Source organism: Micromonospora echinospora, from assembly GCF_014203425.1.
GTDB classification, from domain to species: Bacteria; Actinomycetota; Actinomycetes; order Mycobacteriales; family Micromonosporaceae; genus Micromonospora; species Micromonospora echinospora_A.
The window spans coordinates 4294367-4314630 of sequence record NZ_JACHJC010000001.1 but is presented as its reverse complement, the minus strand read 5'-3'; the positions used below and the strand labels follow the sequence as shown (position 1 = coordinate 4314630).

Here is a 20264-nt window from a genome sequence, read left to right as displayed (position 1 = left end):
CACTACGCTTTCTGCACCATGAGTGTGAGTCCTACTCAGCGTGTCCTCGATCCCGCGCAGGTCCGCCGCTACCTGACCGCCTCGCTCGGGCCCGACGCTGAGGTGGAGAGCTGCGGCCCGCTGTCCGGTGGCGGCTTCGCCGCCGTCTGGTGGATACGCCTGGCCGACGGCCGGGACGTGGTGCTCAAGGTCGGTCCGCCGCCGCACGTGCCGCTGCTGCGCTACGAGCGGGACATGATCGGCGCGGAGGCGCACTATCTGCGCCTGGTGGCGGCGCGGGCGCCCGCGGTGCCGGCCCCGGCGCTGCTGCACCACGGCCGCCACCCCGACCTGGGCGACTGGCTGCTCATGGCGCGGCTGCCCGGTCGTACCCTCTGGGACCTGACGCAGGCCGGCGCGGACGTCGGGCCGCTGCGCGCCGAGTTCGGCCTCGCGTTGACCGCGTTGCACGCCGTCACCGGCGAGCGGTACGGCTACGACGGCGACCGGGCCAGCGGCGCGACGTGGCGGGACGCCTACACGGCCATGATCGACGACATGCTCGCCGACGCCGCCGACTGGGCGGTGCCGCTGCCGGTGCCCGCGTACCGGGTCCGGGAGCTGGTGGCGCGGCACGCGGAGGTGCTCGACGCGGTACGCCGCCCGGCGCTGCTGCACTTCGACGGCTGGGCCGGCAACGTGCTCGCCGTCGACGGGCCGGACGGCGAGCCGCGCCTGAGCGGCCTGGTCGACGGCGAGCGGTACCTGTGGGGCGACCCGCTGATGGACCTGGTGTCGCCGCTGCTGTTCCGCCGCGTCGAGGACGAGCCGGGCGACCCGCTGGTGCGCGCCTACCGGACGGTGGCGCCGTTCCCGCTCGACGCCGGGGTGCGGCGGCGGCTCGGCCTCTACCGGCTGTATCTCTACCTGCTGATGACCGTCGAGATGCCCAGCCGCAACATCACCGCCGACAGCGACCCGGGCCGGGTGGAGCTGCTGGCGAAGCTGCTCGGCGCGGAACTGGACGACCTGGCGGGCTGAGCGGCCGGGTCAGCGGGCGGCGGTGGCGAAGACCACGATGTTGTCCGGGTAGCTGCCGGTCCGTGGGTCGAACCGCCCGCCGCAGGTGATCAGCCGCAACCGGGGCGCCGCGTCGCCGCCGTAGACCCGCGCCGTGGGGAAGCGTTCCTTCGGGTACGCCCCGACGCCGTCCACTGTGAACGCGGCGGTCCGGCCGTCGGCGCGCAGCACCCGGATCGTGTCGCCGGGGCGCAGTCGGCCGAGGTCGAAGAAGACCGCCGGGCCGTGCTGCGAGTCGACGTGCCCGACCAGCACCGCGTTGCCGGCCTGGCCGGGCGCGGGACCGGGGTGGTACCAGCCGGTGACCTCCGGGCGTTCCAGCGGCGGCACCTGAAGCGCGCCGTCGGCGTCGGTGGCCACCGGCACGATGTCGGCGTCGACGGCGATGCGGGGGATGGTGACGCGCACCGGCGCGGATCGGGGCAGCGCCGCTCCGGCGGCGGCGGGGCGTTCGGTGGCGGGCGCGGCGGAGGCGCCGGGCTGCGGTGGTGTCGTCGACGTGCTGCCGAGCCCGGCCGAGACCAGTCCGGCGCCGGTGGCGGCGGCCACCGTGACGGCGCTGACCACCACGGCGGTGCGCAGCCGTGACCGGCCGCCGTGCTGCGACGGGGACAGGGTGCCACCTCCGTCCGGCAGGGAGGCGCCGCCCGCGCCGGGTTGTGCCGGCGCGGGCGGTCGCTCGGTGAGCCGCTCAGGCGACGGCGCCCGCCCGGCGCCGGCGGATGACCGCGTACGCGCCGCCGGCGAGCGCCCCGGCGGCCAGCACGCCGCCGGCGACCAGCACCCCGGTGTCGCCGTCGCGTCCGCCGCCGCCGGCCTGCGCGCCGCCGATCGGGGTGACGGTGAACGTGGCGCTGCCACCGTCGCTGCCGTCGCCGCAGGTGGTGGCGACCGTGTACGTGCCGAGCGTGAACCCGGCGGTGAACAGTTCGGCGCTCAGGCCACCGCCCGCGGCGGCCGTGGTGGACCGGACGTTCTGGTCCCGGTCCGGGCCGGTGACCCGGAAGATCGCGTCACCGGCGTTCGGGTTGCACGTGGTGGTCAGCACGACGGTGCCGCCGACCGGGGTGGTGGCGGGTGAGACTCTGGTGTCCGCCAGCGCGGCGGCCGGGAGCAGCAGTGCGCCGAGGCCCACGCCGAACGCCGCCGATCCGAGAAATGACTGTGCCTTCATCCGCGTCTTCCCTCACTTTTCGTCCGCTGTAGGCGTGGGACGTCGTTCGGGTGGCCAACTCCGTGACGAGCACCGGTGTGGCCAACACTAGGAGGGTTGCGGCGGTCACTGGGGGTAATTGAGAAATCTTCGTTGCCGTCCGGTGTGCTCCCTGCCGCCACCAGAGGGTGGACATGCCGGGCCAGGCCGGACGGCGTGCCGTCCCGGTTCGACGCGTCTGGGTCCGCTGTCCGTTTCGCGCCTACCGGGCCGGCGGTTCCGGCCGGACCAGCCCGGTGTCGTACGCGAGCACCACCGCCTGGATCCGGTCACGCAGGCCGAGCTTGGTGAGGATCGCCGAGACGTGCGTCTTCACGGTGGCGGTGCTCAGGTGCAGCCGGGCAGCGATCTCCGCATTGGACAGTGCCCGCGCGGTGAGTGTCAGCACCTCCCGCTCGCGGGCGGTCAGCGCGGCGAGTACGTCGCCGGTGGGCGCGGGCGCGGGCAGCCGGTCGGCGTACCGGTCCAGCAGCCGCCGGGTCACAGTGGGTGCGAGCAGCGCCTCGCCCCGGGCCACCACCCGTACCGCCTCGGCGAGGTCGGCCGGACGGGTGTCCTTGAGCAGGAACGCGCTCGCCCCGGCGCGCAACGCGGCGTAGACGTGCTCGTCCAGGTCGAACGTGGTGAGCATGACCACCCGGGCCGGGTTGCCGGCGGCCACCAGGTCCCGGGTGGCGGCGATGCCGTCGCGCCGGGGCATCCGCACGTCCATCAGCACCACGTCCGGCCTCGTACGGGTCGCCACCGCCACCGCCTCGACGCCGTCGGCGGCCTCGCCGACCACGCTCAGGTCGGGGCGCGCGTCGAGGACTGTGCGCAGCCCGGCGCGGATCAGCTCCTGGTCGTCGGCGACCACCACCCGTACCGTCATCGGGCCGCCTCCACCGGCAGTCGGGCGTGGACCCGGAACCCGCCGGCCGGCAGCGGGCCGGCGTCGAGCGTGCCGCCGAGCAGCCGGGCCCGCTCCCGCATGCCGACGATGCCGCGCCCGACGGCCGTACCGGGGCGGCGGGCGGGCGCCGGGCCGTCGTTGACGACCTCCAGCCGCAGCACCCCGTCGCGGTAGTGGACGTCCACGTCGGCGCGTGTGGCGTGCCCGTGGCGCAGCGCGTTGGTCAGCGACTCCTGCACGATCCGGTACGCCGACAGCTGCACCCCGCCGGGCAGCGCCTCGCCGTCGCCGTCGCGCCGCAGCGTCACCCGCAGGCCCACCGCCCGTACCGCGTCGGCGAGCGCGTCGAGCTGCGCCAGCCCGGGCTGTGGTCCGTCCGGTTCGGACCCGTCGTCGAGGGCGAGCGCGTGCAGCATGGCCCGCAGTTCGGTGAGCGCCGAACGGGCCGCCGCGTCGATCGCGCCGAGCGCGGCCCGGGCCTGCTCCGGCTGCTCGTCGAACACGTCCTCGGCGGCGGCTGCCTGCACCGCGATGACCGCGACGTGGTGCGCCACCACGTCGTGCAGCTCCCGGGAGATGCGTTCCCGCTCGGCCGCCAGCACCTGCCGTTCCCATGCGCAGCGCCGTTGCGCCTGAGCCCGCTGCAACTCGCCGAGCGCCCAGGCCAGGTCCAGCGCGATCACCGCCAGCAGCAGGTCCCGCCAGCCGCCGGTGACCAGCTTCCACGGGGTGGGTGCCAGCAGCAGCCCGAGCGCGACGAGCGAGTACCGGGGCGGGCGCAGCCGGGCCACGTACGCCATCGGCACCGCGACCAGGCCGAGCCAGCCGAGCTGCGGGCAGAGCGCCTCCAGGCCGACGCCGGCCAGCGCGGCGACGGTGAGGGCGTACCCCGGGTGGCGCCTGATCCACAGCAGACAGCTGGCCTGCGCGACGGCGAGGCCGACCGCGACGGCTGTCGCGCCGCTCGTGTCCGGGCCGGCGTCGGAGGCCAGCAGCGCGAGCAGGCACACGGCGAGGCTCACGGTGGCGATGCCGCCGTCGAGCAGCAGCAGGAACCGGGACCGGGACGCGCACCTCATGTCCGGATGCTAGGCCGCGGGCTCACCGCTTCTCATCGGTCGCCAGACGGAGATCCGGGCCGGTGATCGGTCCGGCGACGGAGCCGGAAACCGCTCCGCGGCGCGATCCGCGCGACAGCCCGCCGGACCTAGCGTCTGCGGCAGTCGTCCCGATGTCGAGGAGCCACCGATGGAAACCACGATTCCGACCGCCGTCACCCGCCCGACTCGCCGCCGGGTGCGGCTGCTGACGGTGCTCGCCGCCACCGTGGCCACGCTGCTGGGCTGGGTGATCGCGGTGCCGCTGGCCGGGGTGGAGCTGACCGCGCGCACCGGTTCCGACGTGCAGCGGGTCACGCCGGTGGCGGTGGCGGTGAGCACGTTGCTCGCCGGGCTGGCCGGCTGGGCGCTGCTGGCCCTGCTGGAACGGCTCACCGCCCGCGCCCGGACCGTCTGGACGGCTGTCGCAGCGCTGGTGCTGCTGGTGTCCCTGCTCGGGCCGCTGGGCGGGGGAGTGGGCCGGGCGGCGACGCTGACGCTGGTGGCGTTTCACCTGGTCGCGGGCACGGTGCTCATCACCGGCCTGCGCCGCGCCGCCGGGTGACGGGGCCGGGCCGCCGCGACGGGGGCAGGCGGCCCGGCCCTCAGAACTAGCCTCCTAGGACGCACTACGCGATGTGACACCGGAAATTCCTGCGCCACCGATGTCGAGAACGGACGGGCGGCTTCGTCCCCGGAGTGAACGCGGCCAGAATGGGTCGCACCCTCCACGAGGAGACACACATGAAGTACCTGCTCCTGAAGCACTACCGCGGCGGCCCGACCCCGGTCACCGACATGCCGATGATCGACAAGTGGACGCCGGAGGAGATCACCGCGCACGTGCGGTACATGCAGGAGTTCGCGGCCCGGCTCCAGGAGAGCGGCGAGTACGTCGACGGCCAGGCGCTCGCCCCGGAGGGCACGTTCGTCCGCTACGACGGCGAGGGACGCCCGCCGGTCACCGACGGCCCGTTCGCCGAGACGAAGGACCTCATCGCCGGCTGGATGGTGATCGACGTGGACAGCTACGAGCGGGCCGTCGAACTGGCCGGGGAGCTGTCGGCCGCGCCCGGGCAGGGCGGCAAGCCGATCCACGAGTGGCTGGAGCTGCGCCCGTTCCTGACCGGGCCGCCCACCATCACGGAGTGACCCGTCCGATGGACGAGGTCGCGCTCCGCAGCCTCATCCCGGGCGTGCTCGGTGTCCTCGTCCGCCGCGGAGCAGACTTCGCGGCGGCCGAGGACGCGGTGCAGGACGCACTGGTCGAGGCGCTGCGCGCCTGGCCGGCCGACCTGCCCCGCGATTCGTTGGGCTGGCTGGTCACCGTGGCCTGGCGGCGCTTCCTGGACGTGGTCCGCGCCGACGCCGCCCGGCGCCGGCGCGAGGACCTCGTCGACGAGGAGCCGCCGCCCGGCCCGGTGTCCGCCGTGGACGACACGCTGCGGCTCTACTTCCTCTGCGCGCATCCGTCGCTGAGCCCGTCGTCCGCTGTCGCGTTGACGCTGCGCGCCGTCGGCGGGCTCACCACCCGGCAGATCGCGCAGGCGTACCTGGTGCCGGAGGCCACCATGGCGCAGCGGATCAGCCGGGCCAAGCGCACCGTCTCCGGGGTCCGCTTCGACCAGCCCGGTGACGTCGCCACCGTGCTGCGCGTGCTGTACCTGGTGTTCAACGAGGGCTACTCCGGCGACGTGGACCTGGCCGCCGAGGCGATCCGGCTCACCCGGCAGCTCGCCGCCGCCATCGATCACCCCGAGGTGGCCGGGCTGCTCGCGCTCATGCTGCTGCACCATGCCCGCCGCGCCGGCCGGACCGCGCCGGACGGCAGCCTGGTACCGCTGGCCGAGCAGGACCGCAGCCGGTGGGACACCACGCTGATCGCCGAGGGCGTGGGCATCCTGCAGACCGCGCTGTCCCGCGACCGGCTCGGCGAGTTCCAGGCCCAGGCCGCGATCGCGGCTCTGCACGCGGACGCGCCCACCGCGGCCGAGACCGACTGGGTGCAGATCGTCGAGTGGTACGACGAACTGGTCCGCCTGACCGGCAACCCGATCGCCCGCCTCAACCGGGCGGTCGGGGTCGGCGAGGCGGACGGCCCGCGCGCCGGGCTGGCGGCGCTCGCGGTACTGGACGACACGCTGCCCCGGTACGCGGCGGTGGCCGCCTACCTGCACGAACGCGACGGCGACCCGGACCGGGCGGCCGCGCTGTACGCGGAGGCGGCCCGCCGTGCGGCCAGCCTGGCCGAACGCGACCACCTGAACCGGCAGGCGGCCCGCCTCAACTCCCGCCGCGCATAAACCGGTCGGCGGGGAACGTCGTCGCTGGTAATTTGCCTCGCCGTGACGGGGGAACGGCTGGGCGGGCGCTTCGCCCGACTGTGGACGGCGAGCACGCTGTCCGCGCTGGGAAGTGGGACGGCGACTGTCGCCGCGCCGCTGTACGTGGCGTCGATCACCGACGATCCGCTGGTGGTGTCGGCCGGGGCAGCGGTGTCGTGGCTGCCGTGGCTGCTGTTCGCGTTGCCCGGCGGCGTGCTGGCCGACCGGGTGGACCGGCGGCGGCTGATGGTGCTCATCGACTGGGTACGCGTCGCCGCGCTCGCCGCGCTCGCGGTGGCGATGCTTGTCGACCGGGCCGGGATCGCGCTGCTCTACACGGTGCTGTTCGTGGTGAACACCGGCGAGGTGGTGTTCCGTACCGCCGCGCAGGCGGTACTGCCGGCGGTGGTGCCGCGCTCGTTGCTGGAACGCGCCAACGGCTGGCTCGGCGGCGGCACGCAGGTGATGCAGAACATGATCGCCGGACCGGTGGGCGGGTTCCTGTTCGTGCTGGCGGCGTCGCTGCCGTTCGCGCTCAACGCCGGCACGTACGCGCTCAGCGCCGTGCTGGTCGGGCTGCTCGCCGGGACGTACCGTGCCGGGCCGGCGCCGCAGGAGCGGCGTTCGGTGCGGGCGGAGGTGGCGGAGGGGTTCCGCTGGCTGTGGGGTCAGCGGCTGCTGCGCACCATGACGGTGCTGATCGGCCTGCTCAACGTCACGCTCACCGCCGCGGTGGCGGTGCTGGTGCTGCTCGCCACCGAGCGGCTGGGTCTCGGCTCGGTCGGCTACGGCGCGTTGTTCACCTGTATGGCGGTGGGCGGGGTGCTCGGCTCGGTGGTGGGGGACCGGCTGATCGCCGCGATCACGCCCACCTGGACGGTGCGGACGGGTCTGCTGGTCGAGGCGGGGCTGCACCTGGCGCTCGCCGCGTCCCGCAGCGCGGTGGTGGTCGGGTTCGCGCTGTTCGCGTTCGGGGCGCACAGCGCGCTGTGGAACATCGTGGTGAACTCGCTGCGGCAGCGGCTCACCCCGCCGGCGCTGATGGGCCGGGTCGGCAGCACCACGTTGTTCGTCGCGGCGGGCGGCAACTGCGTCGGCGCGCTGCTCGGTGGCGTGGTGGCGGCCCGGTTCGGCATCACCGCGCCGTACTGGGTGGGTTTCGTGGTGGCGGTCGCGGTGATCGCCGCGACGTGGCGGGTCTTCGACCGGGCGACGGTGGCCGCCGCCTACGCCCAGCCGGCCCCGCAGGAGCCGGCTCCGGTGGCCTGAGCGGGGCGGCCGGTGACCGCGCCCGCTGATGTGACAGCGTGGTCGGGTGCACGCAACCTCAGCGGTCGACGTCGACCTCGCGCTGGTCGGCGGCGGCGGCGCCGCGTCCCTGGTCCTGGCCGCGCTGGACCGGCACGGCGTGTCCGGGCTGCGGGTCGCGGTGGTCGACCCGGTGCACAAGCGCGGCCAGGACCGCACCTGGGCGTTCTGGGGCCTGCCCGGCGACGACCTGGACCCGCTGCTGAGCGCGAGCTGGTCGCAGGTCGACGTGGTCACGCCCGCCGGCCGCCGCGTCCTGACGCTCAACCCCCTGCGGTACGCCATGCTCCGCTCCGCCCCGGTCTACGACCGGGCTGCCGACGCCGAGCGGCGGCTGGACGCGGTCCGGATCAGCGCCCCGGCGGGGGAGCTGCACGACGACGGTCAGCGGGTCACGGTCCGCGACCCGGACGGGCGGGACCTGGTGCGGGCCGGGTGGGTGCTGGACTCGCGGCCCCGGCGGCCGAAGCGGCCGGGGCGCACCAGCTGGTTGCAGCACTTCCGCGGCTGGTGGCTGGCCGCCGACCGGCCGACCTTCGACCCGCAGCGGGCGGTGCTGATGGACTTCCGCACCCCGCAGCCGCAGCGCGGCGTCTCCTTCGGGTACGTGCTGCCGGTCGACGACCGCTTCGCGCTCGTCGAGTACACCGAGTTCGGGCCGGAGCTGCTCGACGACGCGGGCTACGACGCGGCGCTGCGCGGGTACGCCGACCTGCTCGGGCTGGACCTGTCCGTGCTGCGGGTGCGGGAGGTCGAGGACGGCGTGATCCCGATGACCGACGGCCCGTTCGAGTCCCGCCCGAGCCCTCGGGTGGTGCGGCTGGGCACCGCCGGTGGGGCGACCCGCCCGTCCACCGGGTTCACGTTCTCCGCGATGCTGCGCCAGGCCGACCAGGTGGCAGGGGCGCTCGCCGCCGGCCGCCCGCCGGTGCCCGCGCCCGCGTACCCGGGGCGGCACCTGTGGATGGACGCGGTGGCGCTGCGCGCGCTGGACCGGGGACACGTCGGCGGGGTGGAGTTCTTCGAGCGGCTGTTCGACCGCAACCCGCCGGAGCGGGTGCTGCGGTTCCTCGACGGCGTGACCAGCCCGGTCGAGGACCTGGCCGTCATGCGGTCCAGCCCGCTGCTGCCGATGACCGGCGCGGTGCTCGGCGACGCGACCGGCCGGCTGCGGGCCCGCCTGCGCCGCTAGTCTCGGTGGCCGGTCGCCTCGGCGACGCGGTCGCGCACCAGCGTCCGCAGCTGCTCCATCGGGTCGCCGTCGCCCGCGCCGAGCCGGTTGCGCACCGCCGCCACAGTCAAACCCAGTTCCGGGTACGCGAACGCGAGGCTGCCGCCACTGCCGGCGGTGCCGAACGATCCGTCGTCCTCGACCGCGTACCCGAGCCCGAACGTGCTCTCCTGCCCGAACACCCACTCCTGCGCGCGGACCGCCGGGGCGGACACGTCGCGCATCCGCTCGGCGGAGATCAGCCGCACCCCGTCGACCGGGCCGAGCAGCGCCGCGTACATCCGGGCCACGGCGCGGGCGCTCATCGTGCCGACCGACGGCACGTCGGCGCGCAGCACGTCGGGGCGGGAGCCGATGACGGTGTCCGGGCGTACCGCGGGTGGGGCGACCGCGTCGAAGTGCGGCAGGTTCGCCCCGGCCCAGGTCATCAGCGCGGACAGGCCGGCGTCCTCCAGCCGGGCCAGCCGGGGCAGGTCCGCCTCCGGTACGCCGAGGAACAGCTCCCGGTCCACGCCGAGCGGACCGGCCACCTCCTCGGCGAGCACCCGCGACACCGGCGTGTCGGTGACCCGCCGGACCACCTCGCCGAGCAGCCAGCCCCACGTCCAGGCGTGGTACGCCAGCCGATCGCCGGGCGCCCACAGCGGCCGCGCGTCGGCGAGCAGCTCGCACATGCGCGTCCAGTCGGTGAAGTCCTCCGGCGTGATGTCGGCGGGCAGCGCGGGCAGGCCGGCGGTATGGGTGAGCACGTGCCGCAGCGTGATGCCGTCCTTGCCGTGCCGGGCGAACTCCGGCCACACCGCTGCGAGCGGCAGGTCGTAGTCGAGCCGCCCCTGCTCGGCCAGCACGTGCACCACGGTGGCGGTGAGGCCCTTGCCGGTGGAGACGGCGTGTACGGGCGTGTCGGCGGTCATCGGCCGGCCGGTGGCGGTGTCGGCGAGCCCGGCCTGCTCGGAGACGATCGCGACGCCGTCCAGGTACGCGGCCACCTGCACACCGGCCTCCCGGCCGGAGGAGGCCAGATCGTCGATCGCCGCCCGTACCTCGGCCCGCAGGCCCTCCCACCGCGTGTCCACGATCCCGCAGCGTGCCAGACCGCGGCACGGGCGTCGTCTGCTTTTCGCTCAGCGGGCGGCCGGCGTCGGCGTACTGCCGGTGGCGCCCTGGGTGGGCAGCGGCTTCGTGTCGCCGGTGAGCAGCCGGGCGCGCAGCGCGTCGATCGTCTGCGCGTCGACACCGAGCCGGCCGGTCACGTAGCCGTGCACGGAACCGTGGGCGGCCCGCAGGTCGGCCAGCACCAGCCGGATGACCTCGGCGGGCGCCCGCCCGTACGCGGGCCAGCCCGGCGTCGCGCCGCCGTTGCGGTCCCGCCACTCGGCGACCAGGCGGTCGGTGGCGTGCTCGGTGAGCGCGAAGTCCGCAGCGATCTGGTCGTCGTCCACGCCGAGCACTGACAGCACCAGCGCGGCGAGCAGCCCGGTGCGGTCCTTGCCGGAGGCGCAGTGGAACACCAGTGGGTGCTCGCCGTCCGCGATCACCTCGATCGCCCGGCGCAGCTCGGCCACGCCGTCCTCGGCCACCTCGGCGTACCGGTCGGCCAGGTAGCGCCACGGGTCCACGTCGGGATCGGTGTCGGCCTGCACGTACGGCCGGTGCTCGATGCTCAGGTTGTGCCAGGTGACGCCGAGGCTCTCCGGGGCCCGGCCGCGGTCGGCGATCTCCCACGGGTACCGCAGGTCGATCACGGTGCGCACGCCGAGCGCCGCGAACCGTTCCAGATCCGCACCGGCCAGTTTGGCCAGCGAGTCGGAGCGGTAGAGGCGGCCCCGGGCGACAGTGCGGCCGTCGCCGGTCCGCCAGCCGCCGAGGTCACGGAAGTTGCAGAGCGTGGCGAAGTCCGGGGGAGTGGTCATGCCCGCACGCTTGCCGCGCGCGGCGGGTCGGGTGGTCCCGCGTGCTCGCGTACCCGGTAGGTTGCCGGGCATGGCGGAGGCGGAGACCGGCCGGGTCGTGGAGATCTGGACCGACGGCGCGTGCAGCGGCAATCCCGGGCCCGGCGGGTGGGGCGTGGTGCTGCGCTGGGGCGGGCACGAGCGGGAGCTGTGCGGCGGCGAGGCCACCCCGACCACGAACAACCGGATGGAGCTGACCGCCGCGATCCGGGCGCTGGAGAGCCTGACCCGCCCGGTCACGGTACGGCTGCACACCGACAGCACCTACGTGCGCAACGGCATCACCGGCTGGCTCAACTCGTGGAAGCGCAACGGCTGGCTGACCGCAGCTAAGCAGCCGGTCAAGAACGCCGACCTGTGGCAGGCGCTGGAGGCGGCCTGTGCCCGGCACGACGTGACCTGGCTGTGGGTGAAGGGCCACAACGGGCACCCGGAGAACGAGCGCGCCGACGCGCTGGCGAACCGGGGCATGACCGAGGCGCGGAGCGGCGTCGCCACCACCCCGCGCACGGCTCAGCGCAGCGGGCGGCCCTCTTCGATCTCCTCCGGCTCCTCCGACGGGTCGCCGGTGCCGGAGACGGCCTCGACGTCGTAGCCGGCGCGGCTGACCTCCCGCGCGGACCGGCGGTCCTCCGCGGGCAGGTCGGCGAAGTCGTCACCGGTGTCGTCGGTGGTGTGCAGGGACTCGCCCGGCGGGCGCAGGGACGCCTCGTACGCGGTGGCGCCGTCGGGTTCGTCGCCGGCCGCGCGGCCGAAGGACTCTTCACTGGTCATGTCGCACTCCTGCCCGCAGCGGGTGACGGCAAACGTCCGGTGGCCCGCGCCCGTTCGGTGGCCTGGCTTCGGTGGGTGCCCGCGCCCGTTCAGCGGGGGCATCCGTTCAGCGGGCGGCGTCCGGTCCGCGGGCCGCGTCCGGGTGGGTCGGCATCGAGGAGCCGCCCGAGCTGCTGCCGGATGCGCCGCCCGCCATGCCCGAGCCGTCGTCCTCGGTCACCTCGTCCGGTTTCGGCGCGCCGGGAGCGGGCGCCGGCACGTCGGTGTCCGCGGCCGTCTGCACCAGCGGAACCTGCCCGGCCTCGTCCTCGGCGTGCGCCGGGTCGACCGGCTCCTGACCGTCGCGTGCCCGATACCCCACCGGTGGCCCTCCCGTCGGTCGACCGTCGTCCGCGCCGCCTACCCCACCCCACCCCCACCAAACCCCACCCCACCGGCCCCCTTCGCACGGCGTTGATCAAGGAGTTTGTGTCCCGATCCGGCCCCGGACCAGCCACAAACTCCTTGGTCAACGCCGTGCGAAGGCGGGTGCAGGTGACGGGTCGGGGGTGGGGTCAGCGGCGGCGGCGCGGGCGCGGTCGGGGGCCGGCCGGAGTCAGCTTCAGGGACCAGTGGGCCGGGCGGCGTAGTCCCGGCGGCAGCACCGTGCGGTGGTCGCCGCGAGCGGCGTCGAGCTGCGACTGGTGTATGAACAGGCACTCGCTCAGGTTCGCGCCGCGCAGGTCGACCCCGCGCAGGTCCGCGCCGGTCAGGTCGGCGGCGCCGAGCCGTACGCCGCGCAGGTCGGCGCCGATCAGGCAGGCCCCGCGCAGGTTCGCTCCGGCCAGCGGGGTACGGCGCAGGTCGACGCCGAGCAGCATCGCGCCCCGGCGGTCCGGGCCGGCCCGCCCGGCACGGGCCTGGTCGGCGGCGCGGGCCAACAGCCGGTTGACCCGGTCCCGGTGCGCGTCCACGTCGAGCGCGAGCAGCTCCGCCGGGGTGCCGTCGGTGAGCCGGCCCGTCTCGTCCACTGCTGCGTCCAGGTCGTCGCGCAGCGGGCCGGGCGGGCTCAGGCGTACCGCCTCGGTCAGGTACCAGAGCAGCTCGTGCAGGGGCCGCAGCACCGCGAAGCTGTCGAACATCCGCTGCGCGGTGGCCGGGTCGGCGCGCCAGTCGCGTCCGGCGAACGTGTGCTGGGTGAGGTGCTGGCCGGCGCCGAAGCAGTCGAACACGGTGCAACCGGGGAAGCCGCGTTGCCGCAGCTCGGTGTGGATGCCGCAGCGGAAGTCGGCGCCCAGGTTCGGGCAGGGCCGTCCGGCCGGCTTGTCGATGGCGAAGTCGGCCGAGGCGGCGAACGCCGGTGCGACGCAGCAGACGCCCGCGCAGCGTGAGCAGTCCGCCCGCAGCTCCCGCCCACCACCGACCGTGCCCCCGTCCACCTGCACCGTGTCCCCCCTCCGAGCACCCGCACCCATTCTCCGCACCTGACCCGCCCTCACCCCACCCACCCCGTCGATCATGAGGTTGACGGCGACAAAACGGACCGGAACCGCCGCCAACCTCATGATCAACGAGAAGAGACGGGAAGGGGCGGGAAGGGGCGGCGTCAGAAGGTGAAGAGGGTCGCGGTGGTGCGGTGCATCAGGCAGGGGTTGGCGAACGTTCGCGTGTAGGAGACCGGGTGGCGCTGCCAGAAGCCTGCGGCGCGGGCGACGACCGGGGCGTACTGGGAGGTGCGCGGCGCGCCGTCCACGTCGAGCGCGTCCAGGTCGCCGTTCACGCGGGCGACCAGACGGCAGGCAGTGACCGGGTCGGGGTGCAGGCCGCCGGTCGGCCCGCAGGTCAGCACCGTGGCGCGCACGTCGGCGCCGTCGTCGACGGTGAGCAGCAGCACCGAGGGCGTCTGCGGGCCGGGGCGCGGCGCGGCGTCCGCGGGGGAGGCCGGCGCGGCGAGGCCGCCGAGCGCGGCGGCCAGCGCCAGTGCGGCGGTACGTCGGGCGAAGGGCATGGGTGGTCCTTCCGTCGGGGCCCCAGGGTGAGGGGCCGGTGGACGACCGGGTACGTCGTGTGAACCGGGCCGCCGAGAACCCTAGGTGGACGGTGTGAACGCGAAGAGTCACGAAGTGTTGCGCCCCTCGGCCGGGTCGCACGCCCGGCGTGACATCGGTGCACGGGAATGCCCGAACGGCTGACAACCGCTTCCGCGCCTCGCGCAAACGCATTCCGAATAAGCGTGACGCCCACCTGAACGGCTGACAACCGAATCGGTCCGTTATTGCGCCGATGCATTCCGTAGGCCGGATCGTTGTCAATGCACGACAACCGGAACGGCCGTTACCGTAACGATTCTTTCCGGTGCCACCGGTCCCTTTACCGTCGGGTGGCAGGGCGTTTTCGCCCCCGTCGGAGGGACTGTTCATGAGCGACCTCTCGCACCCGCCGCCCCGGACCCCGGCCGCCGACGCGACGATTCCCGGCCCCGAGATCCAGGCCGGGACCGAGCCCGCCGGCCGGACCGCCGAGTTCGTCGGCCGATCACCCAACCAGCTCGCCTGGCTGCGGCTCAAGCGGGACCGTACCGCCCGGGCCAGCGCCGTGACGCTCGCCGTCGCCGCCGTGGTCGCGCTCGGCGCGCCGCTGCTCGAGCGGCTCACCGGAATCGACCCGACCGACAAGTTCGTCGACCGGTTGAACGATTTCGGAATGCCGATCGGGTACGCCGGCGGGATCAGTTCCGATCATTGGCTGGGACTCGAACCCGGCAGCGGCCGGGACATCCTGATGCAACTGGTCTACGGCCTTCGGACGTCCCTGTTCATCGCGTTCACCTCAGCGCTGCTGGCCTCGTGCATCGGGGTCGCGGTGGGCGTGCTCGCCGGATGGGCCAAGGGCTGGCTGGACAGTCTCGTCAACTGGCTGATCGACCTCACGCTGGCGTTCCCGTTCCTCATCTTCGCCCTCGCGGTCATCCCGATCCTCCAGGACCGCTTCTACTCCGATCGGGAGTCGCCGTCGCCGGCCTTCCGGGTCGCCCTGATCGTCGCCACCTTCGGCCTGTTCAGCTGGACGTACACCGCGCGTCTGGTCCGCGGGCAGGTGATCTCGCTGCGGGAGCGGGAGTTCGTCGACGCGGCCCGGGCCGCGGGCGCCGGCACCGCGCACATCCTGCTGCGGCAGCTGCTGCCGAACATCTGGGCGCCGATCCTGGTCACCGTCTCGCTGATGGTGCCCCAGTTCATCGCCATCGAGGCGGCGCTGGCGTTCGTCAACATCGGCGTCACCGAACCCACGCCCGACCTGGGCCGCATGATCTTCAACAGCATCGGCTACGTCGCGAGCGACCCCTGGTACACCCTGTTCCCCGGGTTGACGATCTTCCTGCTGGTCCTGGCGTTCAACCTGCTCGGCGACGCGCTGCGCGACTCGCTGGATCCCCGCTCCACCCGGTAGTCCCCACGGCCATCACACGCCCGGCCGGCGGGGGCCGCCGGGCACGAAGGGAGCACACCGTGCGCGCACGAACCCGGACACTCACAGGTGTCCTCGCCGCGGCGGCGCTGGTCGCCGCCGGCTGCAACCCCACCCCCGACGAGGGCGGCGGTGAGGACCAGAAGACGAAGACCCAGAGCGGCTCGATCTCGTACGAGGCCGCCGACAACCAGGGCCCGGCGAAGCCCGTCGACGGGGCGTCCCGGGGCGGCACCCTCACCGTCATGCAGCCGGCCGACTTCGAACACCTCGACCCGGCCCGCAACTACGTCAACGTGCAGCAGGTCGCCGGCGGGATGCTCTACCGCGCGCTCAACGGCTACAAGGAGGACGGCACCGGCAAGCTGCTGCTCGTGGGCGACCTGGCCACCAACCCCGGCAAGGACGTCGACGGCGACTGCAAGGTCTGGGAGTTCACCCTGCGCGACGGCGTGAAGTACGAGGACGGCACGCCGGTGAGCAGCAAGGACGTCGCCCACGGCCTCGCCCGGTCGTTCGCGGCGAACCTCAACGAGGGCCCGCACTACATCCAGCAGTGGCTCTACCCGGGCGGGGCGTACAACGCCACCTACAAGGGACCGTACGACGGCGGCAAGCCGGTGCCCGACGGCGTCACCACACCCGACGACCGGACCATCCGGTTCACGTTCCCGCAGCCGCACTGCGACCTGCCGTACGCGGCGGCGCTGCCCACCAGCGCGCCGGTGCCCGCCGCCAAGGACACCCGCGCCAACTACGACCTGCGGCCGTTCTCGTCCGGACCGTACCGGGTGAAGTCCTACCAGCGCGACGTGTCGCTGGAGCTGGAACGCAACCCGAACTGGGACCCGGCGACCGACCCGATCCGCAACGCGTACCCGGACGCGATCCGGATGACGTTCGGCCTGGAGCAGGCCCAGATCGCCGAGCGCCTGGTCGCCGACGGGCCCGCCGATCAGGCGGCGCTGAGCTGGTCGGACGTGCCGCCGTCGGTGCTGCCCCGCACCACCGGCGCCGGCGTCGCCGACCGGGTGGTCCGCGGCCCGACGCAGTACAACTGGGTGCTGAGCATCAACACCCAGCGGGTCACCGACCTGAACGTACGGCGGGCGCTGAACTACGCGGTCGACAAGGACGCCCTGCTCAAGGTCCTCGGCGGGCAGGCCGCCGGTTCACCGGCCACCACGCTGATGTCACCCACCACCGCCGGTTTCGTCCCGTACGACGTGTTCAACGCCCCGGTCACCGGCGACAAGGCCAGGACCGCCGAGCTGCTCGCCGGCAAGCGGCCGAAGCTGGTGCTCGCCCACTCCAGCCTGGAACTGCGCACCCAGCAGGCCGAGGCGCTGCGCAAGAACCTCACCGACATGGGCTTCGACATCGTGATGAAGCCGATCGACAACAGCAGCTACTACGACGAGGTGGGCCGCAAGGACAACCCCTACGACCTCTACCTCACCGGCTGGGGCTCGGACTGGCCCACCGGCTCCACAGTCATCCCGCCGGTCTACGACGGACGGGACATCGTGGCCGAGGGCAACCAGAACCTGTCGTACCTGAACGAGTCGTCGGTCAGCGCGGAGATCGACCGGGTCCGCACCCTGCCCGCAGCGGAGCAGGACGCCGGCTGGATGGCGCTCGACCGCATGATCATGGAGAAGCACGCGCCGGTCGTGCCCTGCTACTACGACGCCACCTACGAGCTGCACGGCTCGAAGGTCGGCAACGCCTTCCTCAGCGACGCGTTCGGGATCATCTCGCTCAACGGCATCTACGTGAAGAAGTGACAGCCGCGCGGGGACGGCAGGCACGGCCGGCCGTCCCCGCGCCCCACCCGGGGGAGGTGCTCCCGTGTTTCGTTTCGTCGTCCGGCGGCTGCTCGTCGCCGCCCTGACCCTTGTGGTCATCAGCCTCGTCACGTTCGGTCTCTTCTTCGCGGTGCCGAGCAGCCCGGCGAAGGTGATGTGCGGCAAGAACTGCACGGCCGAGGACATCGCCCAGGTCGAGCGCCGCCTCGGCATCGACCAGCCGCTGCCCCGGCAGTACGCGGACTTCGTCGGGGGTGTCTTCGCCGGCCGTACCTACGGCGAGGGGGACTTCCGGCAGGACTGTCCTGCGCCCTGCCTGGGCTACTCGTTCCGCAACAACCAGCCGGTCACCGAGATCGTCGCGCAGCGCGCCCCGGTGACGTTCAGCATCGTCCTCGGCGGCGCGGTGCTCTGGCTCGGCATCGGCATCTCGCTGGGCATGGTGTCGGCGCTGCGCCGGGGTACGGCGTTCGACCGCGCCGCCATCGGCGTCACGCTGGCCGGCGCGTCGATGCAGGTCTACTTCTTCGGGCTGATCCTGCTCTACCTGCTGGTCTACTCCACCGGGCTGCTGCCGTTCCCCAGCTACACGCCGCTGACCGAGAGCCCGGCCCGCTGGGCGGCCGGGCTGCTGCTGCCCTGGATGACGCTGGGTTTCCTCAACTCGGCGCTGTACGCCCGGCTGTCCCGGGCGCAGATGCTGGAGACCCTGTCGGAGGACTTCATCCGCACCGCGCGGGCGAAGGGACTGCCCGCCCGGCAGGTGCACACCCGGCACGCGCTGCGGGCGGCGATCACGCCGATCGTGACGATCGCCGGGCTGGACATCGGCACCAGCCTCGGCGGCACGTTCATCACCGAGACCATCTTCGGCCTCCAGGGTCTCGGCAAGGCGACTGTGGAGGCGGTGCAGTTCCTCAACCTGCCGGTGGTGATGGCGACGGTGCTGCTGGCGGCCGTGTTCATCGTGGTCGCCAACATCGTCGTCGACGTGCTGTACGCGGTGATCGACCCGCGGGTCCGGCTGAGCTGACAGGAGGGATCGGACATGGTGGAACTTCCGGCGCCGCGACGCGGCGAGGACCCGTACCTGCGGGTCACGGATCTGCGGGTGCGGTTCGACACCGAGGACGGTGTGGTGCGGGCGGTGGACGGGGTGTCGTTCGCTGTCGAGCGGGGTCGCACGCTGGGAATCGTGGGCGAGTCCGGGTCGGGCAAGAGCGTCACGTCGTTGGCGATCCTGGGTCTGCACAACGCGAAGCGCACGGCTGTCTCGGGGGAGATTTCCGTGGGTGGGCGTCAGCTCGTCGGGCTGTCCGAGGAGGAGGTACGTCGGTTGCGGGGCCGGGACATGGCGATGATCTTCCAGGACCCGTTGTCGGCGTTGCACCCCTACTACACGGTGGGGAAGCAGATCGCCGAGGCGTACCGGGTGCATCACCCGAGGGCCGGCAGGCGCGAGGCGCGGACGCGGGCGGTGGACATGCTGGAGCGGGTCGGCATTCCGCAGCCGGCCAAGCGGTTCGACCAGTATCCGCATGAGTTCTCGGGTGGGATGCGGCAGCGCGCGATGATCGCGATGGCGCTCGTCAACGACCCGGATCTGTTGATCGCCGACGAGCCGACGACGGCGTTGGACGTGACGGTGCAGGCGCAGATCCTGGACCTGCTCAGCGACCTGCAGGAGGAGTTCCGCTCGGCGATCATCCTGATCACCCATGACCTGGGTGTGGTGTCGCAGGTGGCTGATGACGTGCTGGTCATGTACGGCGGCCGGGCGGTGGAGCACGGCAGTGTGGAGCGGGTGTTGCGGACGCCGCAGCATCCGTACACCTGGGGGTTGTTGTCGAGCGTGCCGTCGTTGCACGCCGACGCCGACGCGGATCTGGTGCCGATCCCCGGCAACCCACCCAGTCTGATCAACCTGCCGTCGGGATGTGCGTTCCATCCGCGCTGCCGGTGGGCCGATGTCAACGGCGACCGCTCCCGCACCGAGATCCCGGAGCTGGGCCCCGCTGGTGCGCCGGGTCATCTGGTGGCGTGTCACCTGCCGGTCGCGGCGCGGGAGCGGATCTATCGGGACGAGGTCGCACAGGTGGGGGTGGCCCGATGAACGGTGTGGCGAACGAGCAGGCGGTGGTGGCCGTCTCGGGGGCGGGGAACGGCCCGGGCGGCGCGGCCCGGCTCGCGGGCGAGCCGCTGCTGCGGGTGCGGGGGCTGACGAAGCACTTCCCGGTGCGGCAGGGCCTGCGCGCCCGGGGTGCGGTGCGGGCGGTCGACGGCCTGGACTTCGACGTGCGTCCGGGCGAGACGCTCGGGCTGGTGGGGGAGTCGGGGTGTGGGAAGACCACGACCGGGCGGATGCTGGTGCGCCTGCTGGAGCCCACCGCCGGGTCGATCGAGTTCGCGGGGCGGGACATCACCCACGGTGGGCGGCGTGAGTTGCGCGCGTTGCGGCAGGACCTGCAGATCATCTTCCAGGACCCGTACGCGTCGTTGAACCCGCGGCACACGGTCGGGCGGATCGTGGCCATGCCGTTGCAGGTCAACGGGATCACCCCGCCCGGCGGGGTCAAGAAGCGGGTCCAGGAACTGCTCGAACTCGTCGGCCTGAATCCGGAGCACTACAACAGGTACCCGCACGAGTTCTCCGGCGGGCAGCGCCAACGCATCGGCATCGCCCGCGCCCTGGCGCTCAAACCCAAGCTCATCGTGGCCGACGAGCCGGTCTCGGCGCTGGACGTGTCGATCCAGGCGCAGGTCATCAACCTGCTGCGCGACCTGCAACGCGACCTCGACCTGGCGTTCGTGTTCATCGCCCACGACCTGGCCGTCATCCGCCACTTCTGCCACCGCGTCGCCGTCATGTACCTCGGCAAGATCGTCGAGATCGGCGACCGGGACGACATCTACACCCGGCCGCAGCACCCGTACACCCGGGCGCTGCTCTCCGCGATCCCCGACGTCACAGCGCTCGGCCCCGCCGGCCGCATCCGTCTGACCGGTGACGTCCCCACCCCGCTGAACCCGCCGTCGGGCTGCCGCTTCCGTACCCGCTGCTGGAAAGCCACCGACCACTGCGCCACCGAAGAACCCGCGCTCACCACCCGCGACGGCCGCACCCAACAAACCGCCTGCCACTACCCCGCCAGCTAGTGT

The 20264-nt window shown here is 73.4% G+C and carries 22 protein-coding genes; 12 read left to right on the top strand and 10 right to left on the bottom strand.

What is annotated here, in order from left to right; genetic code table 11:
- Positions 1-18: 18 nt before the first annotated feature.
- Positions 19-1020, top strand: coding sequence for a phosphotransferase family protein (locus FHU28_RS20105; RefSeq protein WP_184686072.1), 1002 nt, complete (start codon positions 19-21; stop codon positions 1018-1020).
- A 9-nt stretch (positions 1021-1029) separates the two neighbouring features.
- On the opposite strand, the gene FHU28_RS20100 is transcribed toward FHU28_RS20105, so the two are convergent.
- The 4 genes from FHU28_RS20100 to FHU28_RS20085 all read right to left on the bottom strand — a co-directional run bounded on the left by FHU28_RS20100 (position 1030) and on the right by FHU28_RS20085 (position 4243).
- Complete coding sequence (locus FHU28_RS20100; protein WP_311773623.1) at positions 1030-1629, bottom strand: class F sortase; 600 nt, start codon at positions 1627-1629, stop codon at positions 1030-1032.
- 121 nt (positions 1630-1750) lie between these two features.
- Positions 1751-2233, bottom strand: coding sequence for a hypothetical protein (locus FHU28_RS20095; protein WP_184686071.1), 483 nt, complete (start codon positions 2231-2233; stop codon positions 1751-1753).
- Between the two features lie 241 nt (positions 2234-2474).
- Positions 2475-3143: a response regulator gene (locus FHU28_RS20090; RefSeq protein WP_184686070.1), complete on the bottom strand. Its 669-nt coding sequence runs from the start codon at positions 3141-3143 to the stop codon at positions 2475-2477.
- Entirely contained in the window at positions 3140-4243 is a 1104-nt protein-coding gene (locus tag FHU28_RS20085) for a sensor histidine kinase (RefSeq protein WP_184686069.1), read from the bottom strand. The genes FHU28_RS20090 and FHU28_RS20085 overlap by 4 nt, the downstream gene beginning before the upstream one ends.
- Before the next feature lie 169 nt (positions 4244-4412).
- Between FHU28_RS20085 and FHU28_RS20080 the strand changes: the two genes are divergently transcribed.
- From FHU28_RS20080 to FHU28_RS20060, 5 genes are all read left to right on the top strand, one after another.
- A complete protein-coding gene (locus FHU28_RS20080) occupies positions 4413-4826 on the top strand; it encodes a DUF6069 family protein (protein WP_184686068.1) in 414 nt (137 codons plus the stop codon).
- A gap of 179 nt (positions 4827-5005) precedes the next feature.
- Complete coding sequence (locus tag FHU28_RS20075; protein ID WP_184686067.1) at positions 5006-5413, top strand: YciI family protein; 408 nt, start codon at positions 5006-5008, stop codon at positions 5411-5413.
- 8 nt (positions 5414-5421) lie between these two features.
- Positions 5422-6564: an RNA polymerase sigma factor gene (locus tag FHU28_RS20070; RefSeq protein WP_184689729.1), complete on the top strand. Its 1143-nt coding sequence runs from the start codon at positions 5422-5424 to the stop codon at positions 6562-6564.
- Positions 6565-6606: 42 nt separating this feature from the next.
- Entirely contained in the window at positions 6607-7854 is a 1248-nt protein-coding gene (locus FHU28_RS20065) for an MFS transporter (RefSeq protein WP_184686066.1), read from the top strand.
- 46 nt (positions 7855-7900) lie between these two features.
- The gene (locus tag FHU28_RS20060) at positions 7901-9085 is read left to right on the top strand and encodes a lycopene cyclase family protein (RefSeq protein WP_184686065.1); all 1185 of its coding nucleotides are present in this window, start codon (positions 7901-7903) and stop codon (positions 9083-9085) included.
- Here FHU28_RS20060 and FHU28_RS20055 read toward each other — a convergent pair.
- Both FHU28_RS20055 and FHU28_RS20050 read right to left on the bottom strand, forming a co-directional pair.
- Entirely contained in the window at positions 9082-10200 is a 1119-nt protein-coding gene (locus tag FHU28_RS20055) for a serine hydrolase domain-containing protein (RefSeq protein ID WP_184686064.1), read from the bottom strand. The genes FHU28_RS20060 and FHU28_RS20055 overlap by 4 nt on opposite strands.
- A gap of 48 nt (positions 10201-10248) precedes the next feature.
- Positions 10249-11037 (bottom strand): tyrosine-protein phosphatase, encoded by a 789-nt coding sequence (locus tag FHU28_RS20050; RefSeq protein WP_184686063.1) that lies wholly within the window; start codon positions 11035-11037, stop codon positions 10249-10251.
- Between the two features lie 70 nt (positions 11038-11107).
- Between FHU28_RS20050 and rnhA the strand changes: the two genes are divergently transcribed.
- Positions 11108-11671, top strand: a complete 564-nt coding sequence (gene rnhA / locus FHU28_RS20045) for a ribonuclease HI (RefSeq protein ID WP_184686062.1) — start codon at positions 11108-11110, stop codon at positions 11669-11671.
- Here rnhA and FHU28_RS20040 read toward each other — a convergent pair.
- The 4 genes from FHU28_RS20040 to FHU28_RS20025 all read right to left on the bottom strand — a co-directional run bounded on the left by FHU28_RS20040 (position 11590) and on the right by FHU28_RS20025 (position 13837).
- Complete coding sequence (locus tag FHU28_RS20040) at positions 11590-11850, bottom strand: hypothetical protein (protein WP_073829398.1); 261 nt, start codon at positions 11848-11850, stop codon at positions 11590-11592. The genes rnhA and FHU28_RS20040 overlap by 82 nt on opposite strands.
- Before the next feature lie 106 nt (positions 11851-11956).
- Positions 11957-12211 (bottom strand): preprotein translocase YidC, encoded by a 255-nt coding sequence (locus tag FHU28_RS20035; RefSeq protein ID WP_073829399.1) that lies wholly within the window; start codon positions 12209-12211, stop codon positions 11957-11959.
- Between the two features lie 193 nt (positions 12212-12404).
- Positions 12405-13304, bottom strand: a complete 900-nt coding sequence (locus FHU28_RS20030; RefSeq protein WP_376700820.1) for a pentapeptide repeat-containing protein — start codon at positions 13302-13304, stop codon at positions 12405-12407.
- Positions 13305-13435: 131 nt separating this feature from the next.
- Positions 13436-13837 (bottom strand): SSI family serine proteinase inhibitor, encoded by a 402-nt coding sequence (locus FHU28_RS20025; RefSeq protein WP_184686060.1) that lies wholly within the window; start codon positions 13835-13837, stop codon positions 13436-13438.
- Positions 13838-14247: 410 nt separating this feature from the next.
- Here FHU28_RS20025 and FHU28_RS20020 point away from each other — a divergent pair, with 410 nt between their 5' ends.
- From FHU28_RS20020 to FHU28_RS20000, 5 genes are all read left to right on the top strand, one after another.
- Positions 14248-15279, top strand: a complete 1032-nt coding sequence (locus FHU28_RS20020) for an ABC transporter permease (protein WP_184686059.1) — start codon at positions 14248-14250, stop codon at positions 15277-15279.
- A 59-nt stretch (positions 15280-15338) separates the two neighbouring features.
- A complete protein-coding gene (locus FHU28_RS20015) occupies positions 15339-17084 on the top strand; it encodes an ABC transporter substrate-binding protein (RefSeq protein ID WP_184686058.1) in 1746 nt (581 codons plus the stop codon).
- 64 nt (positions 17085-17148) lie between these two features.
- A complete protein-coding gene (locus FHU28_RS20010; RefSeq protein WP_073829403.1) occupies positions 17149-18138 on the top strand; it encodes an ABC transporter permease in 990 nt (329 codons plus the stop codon).
- A 15-nt stretch (positions 18139-18153) separates the two neighbouring features.
- Entirely contained in the window at positions 18154-19218 is a 1065-nt protein-coding gene (locus tag FHU28_RS20005) for an ABC transporter ATP-binding protein (RefSeq protein WP_184686057.1), read from the top strand.
- Complete coding sequence (locus FHU28_RS20000; RefSeq protein ID WP_260413069.1) at positions 19215-20261, top strand: ABC transporter ATP-binding protein; 1047 nt, start codon at positions 19215-19217, stop codon at positions 20259-20261. The genes FHU28_RS20005 and FHU28_RS20000 overlap by 4 nt, the downstream gene beginning before the upstream one ends.
- Positions 20262-20264: the final 3 nt, after the last annotated feature.

Excerpts from the sequence above, each read along its gene's own strand:
- FHU28_RS20105 (WP_184686072.1), top strand. The coding sequence starts at position 19 with ATGAGTGTGAGTCCTACTCAGCGTGTCCTCGATCCCGCGCAGGTCCGC.
- FHU28_RS20095 (WP_184686071.1), bottom strand. The coding sequence starts at position 2,233 with ATGAAGGCACAGTCATTTCTCGGATCGGCGGCGTTCGGCGTGGGCCTC.
- FHU28_RS20090 (WP_184686070.1), bottom strand. The coding sequence starts at position 3,143 with ATGACGGTACGGGTGGTGGTCGCCGACGACCAGGAGCTGATCCGCGCC.
- FHU28_RS20085 (WP_184686069.1), bottom strand. The coding sequence starts at position 4,243 with ATGAGGTGCGCGTCCCGGTCCCGGTTCCTGCTGCTGCTCGACGGCGGC.
- FHU28_RS20080 (WP_184686068.1), top strand. The coding sequence starts at position 4,413 with ATGGAAACCACGATTCCGACCGCCGTCACCCGCCCGACTCGCCGCCGG.
- FHU28_RS20075 (WP_184686067.1), top strand. The coding sequence starts at position 5,006 with ATGAAGTACCTGCTCCTGAAGCACTACCGCGGCGGCCCGACCCCGGTC.
- FHU28_RS20070 (WP_184689729.1), top strand. The coding sequence starts at position 5,422 with ATGGACGAGGTCGCGCTCCGCAGCCTCATCCCGGGCGTGCTCGGTGTC.
- FHU28_RS20050 (WP_184686063.1), bottom strand. The coding sequence starts at position 11,037 with ATGACCACTCCCCCGGACTTCGCCACGCTCTGCAACTTCCGTGACCTC.
- rnhA (WP_184686062.1), top strand. The coding sequence starts at position 11,108 with ATGGCGGAGGCGGAGACCGGCCGGGTCGTGGAGATCTGGACCGACGGC.
- FHU28_RS20040 (WP_073829398.1), bottom strand. The coding sequence starts at position 11,850 with ATGACCAGTGAAGAGTCCTTCGGCCGCGCGGCCGGCGACGAACCCGAC.
- FHU28_RS20030 (WP_376700820.1), bottom strand. The coding sequence starts at position 13,304 with ATGGGTGCGGGTGCTCGGAGGGGGGACACGGTGCAGGTGGACGGGGGC.
- FHU28_RS20025 (WP_184686060.1), bottom strand. The coding sequence starts at position 13,837 with ATGCCCTTCGCCCGACGTACCGCCGCACTGGCGCTGGCCGCCGCGCTC.
- FHU28_RS20020 (WP_184686059.1), top strand. The coding sequence starts at position 14,248 with ATGAGCGACCTCTCGCACCCGCCGCCCCGGACCCCGGCCGCCGACGCG.
- FHU28_RS20005 (WP_184686057.1), top strand. The coding sequence starts at position 18,154 with ATGGTGGAACTTCCGGCGCCGCGACGCGGCGAGGACCCGTACCTGCGG.
- FHU28_RS20000 (WP_260413069.1), top strand. The coding sequence starts at position 19,215 with ATGAACGGTGTGGCGAACGAGCAGGCGGTGGTGGCCGTCTCGGGGGCG.